This is a genomic window from Caballeronia sp. KNU42 (genome assembly GCF_053760385.1).
This window is the reverse complement of record NZ_CM132388.1, coordinates 2004967-2018775: the sequence shown is the minus strand read 5'-3', so window position 1 is coordinate 2018775 and position 13809 is coordinate 2004967. Positions and strand designations below refer to the sequence as shown.

The window sequence follows — 13809 nt, the reverse complement described above, 5'->3', positions numbered from 1 at the left end:
CGCTACCGCGCATGAGGCGGCACCTCTACCGACTGGCACTTGCATCCAGACACGTCTGGATGCAAGTGCCAGTTTTTACGTTAGGGGAAACAAGCGGCGAGTTCGCCGCTGTGACCACTGGCAGTCGTAGTCTCGCGGCCATTCATCGCCAGACAGAGGCCTGGCTCTTCGGTGTTCCCTGGGCGGATCGCAGCACAACCAACGCGGACTTGTAAAACGTCTCCGGCTATTGTGTGCCTTAAGAGGTGTTGCCGCCGCTTTGGGCAAGAGGCCGGCATTTCACCACCGACGATGCCCGCATCAAGCTGCCCAGGCTGCATCCGACATCTGAGACGTAACGAGACACCAGCTGCACATCTGCGATGCGCAGCCGTTCAAACGACCAAACGGGATGACCCCGTCAGGCAAATATCGGACGATGGAGGAAGCGAATTTCTATCACGACGCAAGGGGACGTCGTCTAAGAAAGGGCACTTTCTGAAAATACAACGTCGCGCCCATGGCCACTGCGATGTACGTCTCGACCGTGAGCACGGTTGCCGCTGCGCCTTGCTCGCCATAGAGCCTCGCAAGCAAAGCCAGCAATCCGAAATTCAGGAAAGCGGAGACAATCAACACGCGGCTGAACTGCGACCTCATCCCAAGCGGGAGCATGGTCTGAACCCCGAATATGTCGGAAAACCCCGACATGAACGGTATGAACGCCATCCATCGGAGGACGTTCACCGTCGGCGCAAACTGCGCGCCATAAAGTATCTTGACCGCGATCGGCGCGCCCAGGAAAATCGTCAGCGACACAATCGCAAGAAGGACTCCCTGAAACGCCAGCATCTTGCGTAGGAAATCGAATGCGTCCTCGCGGGCGTGATGCATCAAGTAGCTGATACGCGGATACGCAGCGCTTCTTAGCGGACTCATCATGGCGAGCGCGGCGCGTATCAGTTTGTCACCGGCCGCGAAATACCCCGCTGTGACGTCGCCCGATATCAGCGCAAGCAACACGACGTTGCTGGACGTATAAATATCGAAGACGGCCGTGGCCATGAAGATGCCCCAGCCATTCTTCAGCGCCTTCACAAGGTCGCGCATAGGCACGGCAACGAAATCCAGCTCGCGGCGCAGATACAGGTAGCTGACGCTCGCGATCCCTGACAGCAGCGGCACGAGCATGTTGACGCCCATCGCCCAGTAGATGTCCTCGCGAGTGTGCACCAGCAGGAACATGGCCGGCACGCTCAGCGCGCGCCCGGTGAAGATGATGATGCTGAATACGCGGAGGTCTTCGATCCCCTGGAAATACCAGGTAGGAATCAACATGGCGCCAATCGCCGAGCCAAAGCCGAGGATCAGCAATGCGCGATCCTGTTCGAGCCGCTCGAAAGTGAACGACAGCGCCACCAGCACGACAAATCCAACCGCCGTAATCATGGCTTGCGACAGGATGGTTTCCCAAAAAATGCGTGAACGCGCTGCCCGGTTGTCACGGTTGATGGAAATCTGCGGCGTGGCGGTCAGGCTAAAGCCGTAATTGGTCAGTACGATGAAGTAATTAATGAAGGCCATGGCAAACGCGAGGCGGCCATAACCGCTTGGCATGAGCACCCGCGTAAGCAGCGGCAAGGTAAGCAGCGGCGCCGCGTAAGTCGAAACTTGCAGCATCATCAATACCGCAAAATTCTTTCGAAAAGAAGCCATCGACTGCGCATCCTGACTTGAATAGTGCCTAAGCATGGCGCCGCGTTGCGACGCCTAGCCGAGCGAAAAGAAAAATGGAAACGGCGCGAAGTGACGTGCCACGGTTGCGTCGGGGAGCCGCGGTTGCGACTGCCATCACAAAGCTAGCATCGACCTGTCAACTGTCGCGTCGTCTATGAGATGCAAGCGGGGAGCTCGTGGCAATGGTGCGGAACCGGCACAAGTGTCGAATCCGCGCTCGTCTTGGCTTAGCACCGCCGCACGTCCGTTTTCTTCGTACAAATGCCTGGATCTACCCTCGAATTGTGAGCCTGATTGTAGGCGCCCGTTGTCGACGGGCTCGGTGCGGTGCACAACATTGTGTGGACGAAACGAAATTTGCAAGGTCCGAGCATTGTCCCGCTTGCGGCAGGGTTCGCATGTGTGCCATCGAACAGTGCCGCCCGGGGCGCCGCGGTTTAATCGATACGGTAAGCAATGTTTGTGCTCGCGCTTTGCATCCGCTTCAAGTGCTATTTGCGATGGGGCGAACGCGCACGATGGATTCACCGCGCGCGAAAGTGAGAAATCGTGAAAGTAGCAATTGTCCATGACTGGCTGGTGACCGCCGGAAGCGCAGGAAGCGCCGAAAGGGTTCTGCAGTCCATGCTGGAATGTTTTCCACAAGCAGACCTCTTTGCCATCGTTGATTTTCTGGAAGATCGCTCGTTCCTCAAAAACCGGCAGGTGTACACCTCGTTCATCCAGAAGCTCCCGTTCGCGCGCACGCGATACATGAACTATCTGGCGTTGATGCCTCTTGCAATAGAACAATTCGATCTATTGGACTACGATCTCGTCCTCTCTAATTCGCATGCATTCGCGAAGGGGGTACTGGTCGGCCCGGACCAGTTGCATGTCAGCTACGTGCATTCGTCCCTGCGCCAAGCCCGGGCGTTTCAGCACCCAAACCTGAAGAAATCCGGGTTCGCGTCACGCCCGAAATCGGTCCTTGCGCGCATGCTGCTGCACTATATTCGTGCGTGGGACGCGCGTTCGGCCAATGGCGTCGATCATCTGATTGCCAATTCGCGTTACAGTTCGCGCCGGATTCAGCAGGCTTACCAACGAGACGCGACGGTGATCCATCCCCCGGTCGATGTCAGCGGGTTATCGGTCGGCATGGATAAGGAGGACTTCTACGTAACGGCGTCGAGCATGGTCCCGCACAAGCGTATAGATCTGATCGTCAAGGCGTTCTCACGGACGCCGGAGCGACGCCTTGTCGTGATTGGCGACGGCCCTGATATGGCCAGGATCAAGGCTGGCGCGGGGCCTAACGTAGAGATCCTGGGGTACCAACCATTCGATGTGCTGCACGATCATTTGCAGCGCGCTCGTGCGTTTATTTTTGCGGCCGAGGAGGATTTCGACATTTCAATCGTCGAAGCGCAGGCGTGCGGCACACCGGTCATCGCACTCGGCAAGGGCGGCGCGCTGGAGTCGGTCATCGGCTTGCCGGAAGAGCGGCCCACAGGTGTATTTTTCGGGGAACAAACAATCGAGTCCCTGATCAGCGCCGTCGACACGTTCGAGCAGCATTCGGGACGCTTCAATTCGACAAATTGTCGCGAAAACGCCGAGCGCTTCTCCGCCGGGAATTTCAAGGCGGCGCTCAGCACGTTCGTGGAAGTTCGGTTGGCGAGCTTCCGCTCGGAAGCGGGGCTTTCGAGCACCCAGTCACCTTTGGTTCGTCCAGTGCCACAGCGGCGGCCGTCGCTGGAAAGAACCGCTCGTCTCTATGACCGCCGTATTACTGCAGTCGAAAATATAAGGCTGAAAAGTACGTCACCTCGGCGCCGGTAGCGGTCCGCCGGGCGCGGCCGGGAGCCTCGCGGCGCGCAGCAACGGCGCGCAGCCCAAGCCTACTGCACAGCGTGCGTCGGCGTACATTCCGGGCTTACCCGCACATATACGATCCCTCCTGCAAATGAATGAAGTTGATGGACGGCACGCTGGCAGCGTCAAGCATTGCCCGTTGCCGAACGCGGTTTGCTGATCGTAAGAGCTCTACCTCGGACCGTCTCGGCGGCGCGGCTCGCGTGACATCACGGGTGGAAAAATAGAGTCGGGTAGTCGCGCATGGGCGCCAGGGTCAGCTGCGTTGCTGACCGTCATACGTGTGCAGTGCCGGCCGGCTCGTCAGTGTTTCTTCATAGATGCCACACATGGTGTTCGAGCTGTAAGCATCGCAGGCTCGCGGCGTTATCGCGATAGCCGGAAGCTTTTGTTACCTACGGGCTCGGCCTTTATCTTTTATTGCAGGGGTTTGACATGAGTTCATACATCGGGCATTCGTCGTTTAGTGCGGCGCCGAAGAAGAGCGACGGGCTGATTGACTTGTGGCGCAGCGTGGTTCGTCACAAGCGGTTATTTGTGGCGATCATGTGCACGTTTTGTGTCCTGGGCGCTCTGTACATTTTGACGGCGACGCCGCGATATCGCGCCGAGGCCGTGCTGCGTGTCGAAACAAAACCCGGGTCGTCGATCAGCGCGCTCTCGGATGTGTCGGGCACGATGAGCGCGACGGTGTCGGCAAGCGACGAAAGCGCTGTTCTGACATCGCGCAGCATTGTGAGCGACGCGATCGTTCAAACCGGTGCTGAAACGAGCGTGCAAACGGACAGTCGTTTCCCCTTGATTGGCAGCTTCATAGCTTCGCGCCATGTCAACGCCACGCAACTGGTGCCGCCGTTTCTGGGGTTGAGCGGCTACGCGTGGGGGGGCGAACTGCTCAAGGCTGGCATCTTTACCGTGCCGGTGGAAGCCTTGGGACAGAAGTTCCGCGTGGTGACAGGCGAGGCTGGGCAATGGACCCTGTTTGACAAGAAGGGCACGCAGATTGCACAGGGCCACGTTGGGCAGCTGGTCCCCTTTACTGTGACAACGCCCGAGGGCGATGCACCCGGCGAGTTGCGCATCGATACGTTGCGCGCACGCCCTGGTGTGGAGTTCACGCTGCGTAGCGAGTCCGAGCAGGCGGTCTACGAGAACGTGAGCAAGGCGCTGAAAGCAACGGTTGCGAGCCAGGGTTCGACAATCCGTGACCCGTCGATCATGAGCCTGAGCTATCAGTCCGATTCGCCCCTGAGCGCACAAATGATGGTCAACACCATCGTGAGGACGTATTTGAAGCGTGACGAGGAATACCGTGCCGAGCAGGCGCAACTGAGCCTGAACTTCCTGCGCGGGCGTCTGCCGGGACTGAAATCGGATCTGGAGAGCGCGGAGAACCGCCTCAATGATTACCGCACGAAGACGAGCATGGTCGACATGGGTCAGCAAGGTACGGCGCTGATCACGCGCTTGAGCACCCTCGCCGATACGCAGACTCGCTTGCAACTGCAGTTGGACGAGCAGAAGCAAAAGTTCCGCCCCGATAGCCCGACATATCAGGCGGCGGCATCGCAGCTTGATCAGGTGAATCGGCAGATCCAGCAGCTGAGCGACACGGCGACAAAGTTGCCGAGCATTCAGCGCGAATATGTCAGGCTTGCGCGCGATGTGGCCGTGAGCACGCAGTTATATACCAGCGTGCTGACCAATGCACAGCAACTGGAAGTGGCGGCCGCGAGCACGGCGCCCGGAGTCAGCGTGGTTGACTGGGCGATTACGCCGGAGAAGCAGTCGTGGCCGCGCAATGCGATTGTGCTGCTGGGCTCGATTCTTGGCGGGTTGTTCGTGAGCACGGTGACGGTGCATCTTATCTCGCTCAATCGTAAGGAACTTCGGACACCGGAAGAAATTGACTACATTTCGCATGTGCCGCGCCTGGCCGTGGTCGCGCAATCGTCGGCGCAACTGCAGCACAGCAGCGACGCGCGCCGCCGCCTGGGTACGCCAGCGAAGCTGCTGGCGGCGAATAGCCCGACGGACCCGGGCATCGAAGCATTGCGCTCGTTGCGCAGCAGTATGAGGGCGTTGCTGGAAACGGGCGACCTGAGCGCGGGCAAGGTGATTCTGTTCACCGGTCCGACCCAGGGAGTGGGCAAGAGTTTTGTGTCATCCAATTTTGCGTACCTGCTGGCGGAAACGAACGCATCGGTGGTGCTTATCGATGCGGACATGCGCCAGGGCCGGCTGAGGCATTTGCTGAAGGAGCGCAGCGGGGCAGGGCTGGCAGAAGTGCTGGAGGGCACGGCGCGGGTGGAAGAAGCGATCGTGAAGCTTGATGAGGGCAACCTCTCGGTGTTGAATGCGGGGCTGGCTGTGCCCTCGAACCCGTCGGAGCTTCTGGGACGGCCTGCGTTCCAGCAGATGCTCTCGACGCTGCGTGAAACGTACGATTACGTGGTGATCGATTCGCCGCCCGTTCTTCCGGTGAGCGATGCGTTGTCGATCGCCGCGCAAGACTGTGATCTGGTGCTGCTGGTATCGCGAGCCGATCACACGGGTGCACGCCAGCTAGAAGAAACGATTCGGCGGCTGGAGAACGTCGGGGCGCGGGTGGGCGGGCATATCTTCAACGGCTTCTTGCCGGGGCGCTACGGAGAGCGCGACGAGTACGGCCTGTATCTTGCCGCCAGCAAGCATTAGTCGAAATAGAGGGAGGAGGGCGGATGTGTGTGCTCGGGGGTATCGGGACGGCTTAAGGTAGGTCCGTCCCGACCCCAAGCACGATGAGGTGTTTCGACCGGCGGTGATTGAATGATGGTCATGCCGGCGTGGCAAAGCGTTTGCGCCGGTTAATGTTCGGCATGTATGCTTGCGTCAATGAAAAATTGGTGTGTTGACGCAGGCGACGCGCCAGGAGCGCCGCGGATGGTGCTAGACGAAGTATCAGCGCTGACGAATGCGGGTTCGCTGCTCTCGCCGGGCGGCGAGATCGTAGCGTCGTACGATCTGGAAGTGACCAATACACCCGCGCTCGGATATCGCGCTCTCGGGCTGTCCAATGGCATCAACAATGCCGCATTGAACCCATTCAGTCCTGACTATGCCTCGGTATCACGCATACACGTGATTAATGGCATGGGTGTGACACTCGGCGATTCAGTCATTGGAATTACCGCGCTTACTGCCATCAAGGCGCGATTTCCGCACATTTCCTTCACGATTTATCGACCGGCTCACACGCCCGGCTATGTAAAGCGTCTTTACGAGCTGGCCGCACCGCTATTGGGTTCCGTGATCGATTTACCCGTGAATCTCGACACACTCCCTTACACAGAGTTACGCATCGACTTAGGTAATCATTTATTCTGGCCCAAGTTTGCGACGCTGCCCATGATCGATTTTTTTATCGATGCAATGGGGATAAAGGCTGACGACGTCCCGTCCACGGACAAGCGCAATCACTGGCTGCAGAAACTGGAGCTGCCGCGGCCTAAGGGACTAAACGGCGATTACGTATTGCTGTGCCCGGCTGCAAGTACCCCCGTGCGCAGCATTCCGGAGTCCGTGCGTAGCGATCTCGTCGAAGCCCTATGGCAGCGTTTCGGCCTCCCCATAGTGGGTTTTGGGGACATCGGCCATATGCTTTACAATGACGTCGCCTCGCGAGCGCCCGACACGGCGGATTTTCTCGCATGGATCAAGCATGCCGCTTATCTGGTGACGCCAGACACAGCCGCCGTTCATATAGCTGCCGGCTTTGATATCCCGACGACGGCGTTCTTCACTACCATCGCACCAGATTTGCGGGTGCGGGACTATTTGCGCTGCAAGCCTGTCTCCTTGCCTGTTCCTGAATTGGAAGGCATACAAGCCAGTAACCAGGCATCAGATGTGGAGCGGGTCGAACGCGCTTATCGGGCGCTAAAGCTGGATGCTGGCTTTTATGGATTTACTTAACAGCTTTACTTAATTCTTCACCGATTGATCGGAACAAATTACTTGTATATGTAAGAATTATTTCTAATAAGATTCCCCGAAAATCTACTGCTTTGTCATATTCGGGCAAACCATTAGGGTGGTATGCTTCCTGCAACAATCTTCATACGCAAGTATCAGAGTAGATTGTGCGCCGCTTTGGAACCTGTTGTGCACCAGCTAGCGGATTTGATGCAGATTACATGCACCATCTTGTTGTTTTTGGCAAACGTTTGCGAACACCAGGAATTTCTTGATTCATCCGTTTTGCGGGCAGAAAAAACGCCTGCTACGCTTGGTTCAACATTCGCAGCACAGTCCGGCTGCACGGAGCAACGCAATGTTTTTTGATGAACTCAGTAATGAAGAGTGGGCACAAGTTGCGCCGCTCGTGACGGAAGGTGAAGTCCGTGAACACCGCCGTGGCCGTCCGCGTGCGCATCCGCGCACGATCGTGAATGCCGTGCTGTGGATTCTCACCACCGGCGAAACCTGGTCGAAGCTGCCCAGTCACTATCCGACCGTGCCCACCTGCCGCCGCCGTTTCAACGACTGGCAAATGAACGGCACGCTGATCGAAATGGTGACGCGGCTCGCATCGCGTGGCCGCTCCTTCGCCATCGTGCCGTCCGCGCCAGTTGAAGCGCCGCCGCGCCAGACGCAGGCCGCCTACGAATGCGATCGGCTGCGCGGCGTGTTCTGGCAGAACCCGGAGTCGTGGGGTGGTTCTGAAGGAAATGGCGCAAACGCGGTGGACGCGCTGTTTGCTACTGTCCCGCGCCGGATCGCTGAAGCGCACGACGTTGCGCGCGCCAATGCGCCAACGCCGTTGTCGCCGGCCCGGGCGGCCATGGCCTCCTCGGCCATGCGTTCGCTGCAGCGCGAAACTTCGGGCGCACGACCGCATTCCGTCGATCCCATGCCAATGGCCTTCGAACCCGACTGCGCCCCCGTGCATGACGGCCACGGTTACGCCATCTACGCCATCGCGCGGCCGGTAGCGGGCAGCATGTTCCGCGGCTGGGCCGAAATCGTGAAGGACGGCCGTCGGGTGGAGCGTTCCGGCCTGATCGGTCCGCGCTACGAGGACCCGGCGGATGCGGCAGAGTACGCGCTCGAATGGTCCCGCAGATGGATCGCGGCGCAATCCACCCGCATCACCCATCCCGTGCAAAACGCCACGGACGCGCCGCATCGTGCGGCTTCCGTCGAGAATGCCGCCAGCCACGCGCAGAAAGATCCGAAGCATGAACGTGCCGCAGCGCCGGAACGCGCTGAAGTTCGGCGCTATGCGGACGTGCAAGGCTGACGCTGGATAGTGCACAGGACTACGTCTCTTCCGGTTTGAATGGTGTTGACTCGAAACGCTGTGCGGGGCATGTGAATCACGCCCCGCACAGCGTTTTTTATTGCCGGCCGTACTTGTCGTCGAAACGGACAATATCGTCTTCGCCCAGATAGGTGCCCGATTGCACCTCGATCATTTCAAGCGGCATCTTGCCCGGGTTCTCGAGCCGGTGCTGCACGCCGATCGGGATGTAGGTGGACTCGTTCTCCGCAAGAATAAACGTCTCGGTGCCACGCGTGACAAGCGCCGTACCCCGCACCACGACCCAGTGCTCGGCGCGGTGATGATGCATTTGCAATGACAGCCGCGCACCCGGTTTCACCACGATCCGCTTGACCTGGAAACGCTCGCCGTTATCGATGGAATCGTAGTGACCCCACGGCCGATGCACCTTGCGATGATCGGCGGCCTCCTTGCCTTGCTCTGCCTTGATGCGCCCGACGATCGCCTTGACGTCCTGCACGCACTCCTTGGCCGCCACGAGAATGGCATCCGCCGTTTCCACGATCACGAGGTTATGCGTGCCCACGCACGCGATCAGTCGGCCCTCGGAATGCGCGTACGTCGATGACGCTCCCTGAAACATCACGCGGCCACGCGCGACGTTTTCTTCGCTATCCTTAGGCAGGATCTTCCAGATCGCGTCCCACGAGCCCACATCCGACCAGCCCGCGTTCAACGGTACGACGGCGCCCGAGCAGACGCTCTGGTCGTTGGCCAGCTGCTCCATCACGGCGTAGTCGATGGAGTCTGACGGCGAGGCCGCGAACGCCTGCTTGTCCAGGCGGAAAAACTCGCCGTCGTGCGTGCCGGCATCGCAGGCGGCGCGGCAGGCAGCGTGGATGGCAGGCTGGAAGTGCTCGATGGCCTTGAGCCACACCGAAGCGCGCACAATGAAAATACCCGCGTTCCACCAGTATTCGCCGGAGCTGACGTACTGGCGCGCGAGTTCGAGATGCGGTTTCTCCACGAATTTTTCGAGTTGCCATGCGCCTGAGCTAAGCATCTGCTGGCCAACCTTGATGTACCCGTAGCCGGTTTCCGCATGCGTCGGCACGATACACATGGTGACGATCGCACCGTCCTGCGCGCATTTGGCGCCTGCACCGATCGCCTTGTGAAACGATTCGGTATCCGTAACAACATGATCTGCGGGCATGACGACGAGGATGGCGTCCTCGCCATCCGCCATCGCGTGCATGGCGGCAACGGTCAGCGCGGGCGCCGTATTGCGCGCAAGCGGCTCGAGGACGAGACGCGCGCGCTTGCCGCCGGCCCGCAATTGGTCGGCGGTCGTAAAGCGATGATCTTCGCCGCACACGATGATTGCGTCGTCAATACGGGCCGTGCCATAGGTGAGGCCGTCCAGCCGCTGTGCGGTGGATTGCAGCAGCGACTGGTCACCGATCAAACCGATCAACTGCTTGGGGAAGTGCTCCCGCGACATGGGCCACAGGCGTGTGCCCGCGCCGCCGGCCAGGATGACCGGCTGGATCCTGAGCTTGATTTCAGTTGAGGCAGGCGTGAGTGGGGTGGTGTTGAATGTCGTGTCGAGAGCGGTCATGACGAGGGGAGCTCCTTGAGCTTGATCGGGTATTACAATTTTTATCACGTACTAAATGGCTGATAAATCAAAAAACAGAAAAATAATCACTCGATATACTCAAGTCGGTAATTTGGTGCTTAAAAAGTAACGAGAATAGGCGACTGAATTTTTTTCTTACTTTTCTGGAATTTTTTCTCGAAAATTAATTGCCTAAAATTCGGCGGAATGCCTTTGCCAGCATGGTGTTTAGCGATCAGTAACAATCTGAAAAAAATTCAACAAAGCATCGCCTGTAGACTGGTGTCGTGGCCTGATCGTGGGCATGCAGTGGCTTTCAAACCGCTTCGTGACAAAAATAAATACACGCAAAAACGCGAATTAAACCGCACATTATTTTGCGGTTGCAGCATGAATTTAATTCCAGCCTCATACGGGTATGTACCAAGGCTCCGGGAGCTCTCGTTTCTCCGCCTTTGCTTTCTGTTTGCTCCAGGCGAATGCGTGAAGTTGAAGCGAGACCCGAGCAGACCGTGTCTTCCCACCCGAGGTGTCTTACATGTTGAGCGTGCTTTCGAGAATGATCGACATTGCGATGGTAGCGCTGGGTGCGCTGCTGGCCGCGTCGTTGCACGCGGGAAATGCCGTCTGGCTCGACGACATGCAAAGCACGCTGCTCGCGTTTAATTGCGTGCTGGTGATCATGACGTTCCCGTCGTTCGGCATATACAAGTCGTGGCGCGGCAAGCCCGTGTATGACCTGCTGTGGCGCGTGACGCTGGCATGGCTGATGGTGGAAGGCGCCGGCGTGCTGCTCACCTTCAGCGTGCATCGTGCAGATTTGTTGTCGCGTTTGTGGCTGCTGTATTGGGGCGTCGCCGCGGCGGCCTTGCTGATGCTCTCGAAGGCCGTTGTGCACGCGACGCTCAAGTTGATCCGTCGCGAGGGTTTTAACCAGAAGGCGGTCGCCATCGTGGGCGCGGCGCCTTATGGGGAGTTCCTGATCGAACAGATGCGCAGCCGTCCCGAGGCGGGTTTCAGCCCGGTCTATGTGTTCGATGAAAGCTTCCCGGAAATCACCCTTGCCGGTGTGCCGGTAAGCCGCGATCTGGGGGACCTCACGCAGCTGGTGCGCAGACGTGCGATTCGCGAGTTGTGGCTTGCCCTGCCGATCTCGCAGGAGCGGACCATCCACAAGCTCGTCACGGAGTTCCGCGACGACTTCGTGAATATCCGCTTCATACCGGATGTGCGCAGCCTGTCGTTCTTCAACCATGCGGTCGTCGACCTGCTCGGTGTGCCGGCCATCAACCTGGCGGCGTCGCCGATCACGGACCTCAAGGTGCTGCCCAAGCGCGTGTTCGACCGGCTGTTCGCCGCAGGCGTGCTGCTGTGCCTCGCGCCGTTGCTGATCGTGCTGGCGGTGGCCGTGAAGATGTCCTCGCCGGGACCGGTGTTCTTCAAGCAGAAGAGGAAGGGCATCGACGGTTACGAGTTCGAGATCTACAAGTTTCGTTCGATGAAGGTGCACAAGGAAACGAGCGGTCATGTCACGCAGGCGAAGAAGGGCGACAAGCGCGTGACACGCGTGGGTGCGTTCCTGCGCAGGACCAGCCTGGACGAGTTGCCGCAGTTCATCAATGTGCTGCGAGGGGAGATGTCGGTGGTCGGTCCGCGTCCCCATGCGCTCGAACACGACGACATCTACAAGGACCTCGTGAAGGGGTACATGTACCGGTATCGCATCAAACCCGGCATCACCGGCTGGGCGCAAGTGAATGGTTTTCGCGGCGAGACGGATCGTATCGAAAAAATGATGGGGCGCGTGAAGCTCGATCTGTACTACATGCAGCACTGGACCTTCGGCCTCGACATGAAGATTGTTGCAATGACTTTGTGGAAGGGCTTCGCCGGTGCCAATGCTTACTAAGAATGCCTTGAATAATTTGCCAACCCTGGAGCGCGTGCTATGAAACTCACCATCATCGGAAGCGGCTACGTAGGCCTCGTGACGGGCGCGTGTCTGGCCGACATCGGTAACGACGTGCTGTGCCTCGATCTCGACGAACGCAAGATCGCGATCCTGAACGGCGGTGGCGTGCCGATCCACGAGCCGGGTCTGCAGGAAGTCATCGCGCGTAATCGCGCTGCCGGACGCCTAAGCTTTTCCACCGATGTCCAGGCTGCCGTTGAACACGGCGAAGTGCTGTTCATTGCGGTGGGCACACCGTCGGACGAAGACGGTTCGGCCGACCTGCAGTACGTGCTTGCAGCGGCGCGCGACATTGGCCGTTACATGAACAACTTCAAGGTGATCGTCGACAAGTCGACGGTGCCCGTCGGCACCGCGCGTCGCGTGAAGGCGGCGATCGATCAGGAACTCACCACGCGTGGCGTGCAGCATATGTTCTCGGTTGTATCGAACCCGGAGTTCCTGAAGGAAGGCGCGGCGATTGACGACTTCACGCGGCCCGACCGGATTGTGCTGGGCTGCGATGACGACGTCCCCGGCGAACGTGCCCGCGAACGCATGAAGAGACTGTATTCGCCGTTCAACCGCAATCACGAACGCACGCTTTACATGGACGTACGCTCGGCGGAATTCACCAAGTACGCGGCCAACGCCATGCTCGCCACGCGTATCTCGTTCATGAACGAGCTCGCGAACTTCGCGGATCGCGTGGGTGCGGATATCGAGGCGGTGCGTCGCGGCATTGGCTCCGATCCGCGCATTGGCTACGACTTCCTGTATGCGGGTTGCGGTTATGGCGGATCGTGTTTTCCGAAGGACGTGCGTTCGCTGATCCAGACAGCGGGCGAGTATGACGAGCAGATGGAAATCCTGAAGGCGGTGACGTCGGTGAACGAGGCGCAAAAACAAACCCTCGCCAACAAGATCGTGGCCCGCTTGGGTAATGATCTGCGCGGCAAGAAGTTCGCGCTGTGGGGCCTTGCGTTCAAGCCGAATACCGACGACATGCGCGATGCCCCGAGCCGAGTGCTGATCGCGGCGCTGCTGGAACGCGGCGCGTCGATCAGCGCCTACGATCCGGTTGCCACAGACGAAGCGCGCCGCGTGATTGCGCTCGATCTGCGCGAGACGCCTGCGCTGCTTGGTCGCCTGAGCTACGCAAACGATCACACCGAAGCGCTCGATGACGCCGACGCATTGATCATCGTGACCGAGTGGAAGGTGTTCAAGAGCCCGGACTTCGACGGCATGAAACGCCGCCTGAAGACTCCGCTCATATTCGATGGCCGCAATCTCTATGAGCCCGAAACCATGAACGAGATCGGCGTGGAGTATCACGCGATCGGACGCGGTGTACGGCAACCGGTCAAGGCGCCTGTCACGGCCTGACCGGCTTCAATA

8 protein-coding genes are annotated in these 13809 nt (G+C 59.0%); 6 read left to right on the top strand and 2 right to left on the bottom strand.

Features of this window, described 5'->3' with window-relative positions; all coding sequences use genetic code 11:
* Window positions 1–438 precede the first annotated feature (438 nt).
* A complete protein-coding gene (locus ACSOSP_RS09035; protein ID WP_455310703.1) occupies window positions 439–1695 on the bottom strand; it encodes an oligosaccharide flippase family protein in 1257 nt (418 codons plus the stop codon).
* A gap of 570 nt (window positions 1696–2265) precedes the next feature.
* Between ACSOSP_RS09035 and ACSOSP_RS09030 the strand changes: the two genes are divergently transcribed.
* The 4 genes from ACSOSP_RS09030 (at window position 2266) to ACSOSP_RS09015 (ending at window position 8854) form a co-directional block, all read left to right on the top strand.
* Window positions 2266–3540, top strand: coding sequence for a glycosyltransferase (locus ACSOSP_RS09030; RefSeq protein WP_455310702.1), 1275 nt, complete (start codon window positions 2266–2268; stop codon window positions 3538–3540).
* Window positions 3541–4008: 468 nt separating this feature from the next.
* Window positions 4009–6270: a polysaccharide biosynthesis tyrosine autokinase gene (locus ACSOSP_RS09025; RefSeq protein ID WP_455310701.1), complete on the top strand. Its 2262-nt coding sequence runs from the start codon at window positions 4009–4011 to the stop codon at window positions 6268–6270.
* 225 nt (window positions 6271–6495) lie between these two features.
* Window positions 6496–7527, top strand: a complete 1032-nt coding sequence (locus ACSOSP_RS09020; RefSeq protein WP_455310700.1) for a glycosyltransferase family 9 protein — start codon at window positions 6496–6498, stop codon at window positions 7525–7527.
* A gap of 358 nt (window positions 7528–7885) precedes the next feature.
* The gene (locus ACSOSP_RS09015) at window positions 7886–8854 is read left to right on the top strand and encodes a transposase (protein ID WP_455310699.1); all 969 of its coding nucleotides are present in this window, start codon (window positions 7886–7888) and stop codon (window positions 8852–8854) included.
* 97 nt (window positions 8855–8951) lie between these two features.
* On the opposite strand, the gene ACSOSP_RS09010 is transcribed toward ACSOSP_RS09015, so the two are convergent.
* Window positions 8952–10457 (bottom strand): mannose-1-phosphate guanylyltransferase/mannose-6-phosphate isomerase, encoded by a 1506-nt coding sequence (locus tag ACSOSP_RS09010; RefSeq protein WP_455310697.1) that lies wholly within the window; start codon window positions 10455–10457, stop codon window positions 8952–8954.
* Between the two features lie 538 nt (window positions 10458–10995).
* Between ACSOSP_RS09010 and ACSOSP_RS09005 the strand changes: the two genes are divergently transcribed.
* Window positions 10996–12366 carry an undecaprenyl-phosphate glucose phosphotransferase gene (locus ACSOSP_RS09005; protein WP_455310695.1) on the top strand — a complete coding sequence of 457 codons (1371 nt, stop codon included), beginning with the start codon at window positions 10996–10998 and terminating at the stop codon, window positions 12364–12366.
* A gap of 39 nt (window positions 12367–12405) precedes the next feature.
* On the top strand, window positions 12406–13797 hold the full coding sequence (locus tag ACSOSP_RS09000; RefSeq protein WP_455310694.1) for a UDP-glucose dehydrogenase family protein: 1392 nt from the start codon (window positions 12406–12408) through the stop codon (window positions 13795–13797).
* Window positions 13798–13809 lie beyond the last annotated feature (12 nt).

What these genes read in the sequence shown, in the direction of transcription:
- ACSOSP_RS09015 (WP_455310699.1), top strand. Translation starts at nt 7,886, where the DNA reads ATGTTTTTTGATGAACTCAGTAATGAAGAGTGGGCACAAGTTGCGCCG.
- ACSOSP_RS09025 (WP_455310701.1), top strand. Translation starts at nt 4,009, where the DNA reads ATGAGTTCATACATCGGGCATTCGTCGTTTAGTGCGGCGCCGAAGAAG.
- ACSOSP_RS09010 (WP_455310697.1), bottom strand. Translation starts at nt 10,457, where the DNA reads ATGACCGCTCTCGACACGACATTCAACACCACCCCACTCACGCCTGCC.
- ACSOSP_RS09035 (WP_455310703.1), bottom strand. Translation starts at nt 1,695, where the DNA reads ATGGCTTCTTTTCGAAAGAATTTTGCGGTATTGATGATGCTGCAAGTT.
- ACSOSP_RS09020 (WP_455310700.1), top strand. Translation starts at nt 6,496, where the DNA reads ATGGTGCTAGACGAAGTATCAGCGCTGACGAATGCGGGTTCGCTGCTC.
- ACSOSP_RS09005 (WP_455310695.1), top strand. Translation starts at nt 10,996, where the DNA reads ATGTTGAGCGTGCTTTCGAGAATGATCGACATTGCGATGGTAGCGCTG.
- ACSOSP_RS09000 (WP_455310694.1), top strand. Translation starts at nt 12,406, where the DNA reads ATGAAACTCACCATCATCGGAAGCGGCTACGTAGGCCTCGTGACGGGC.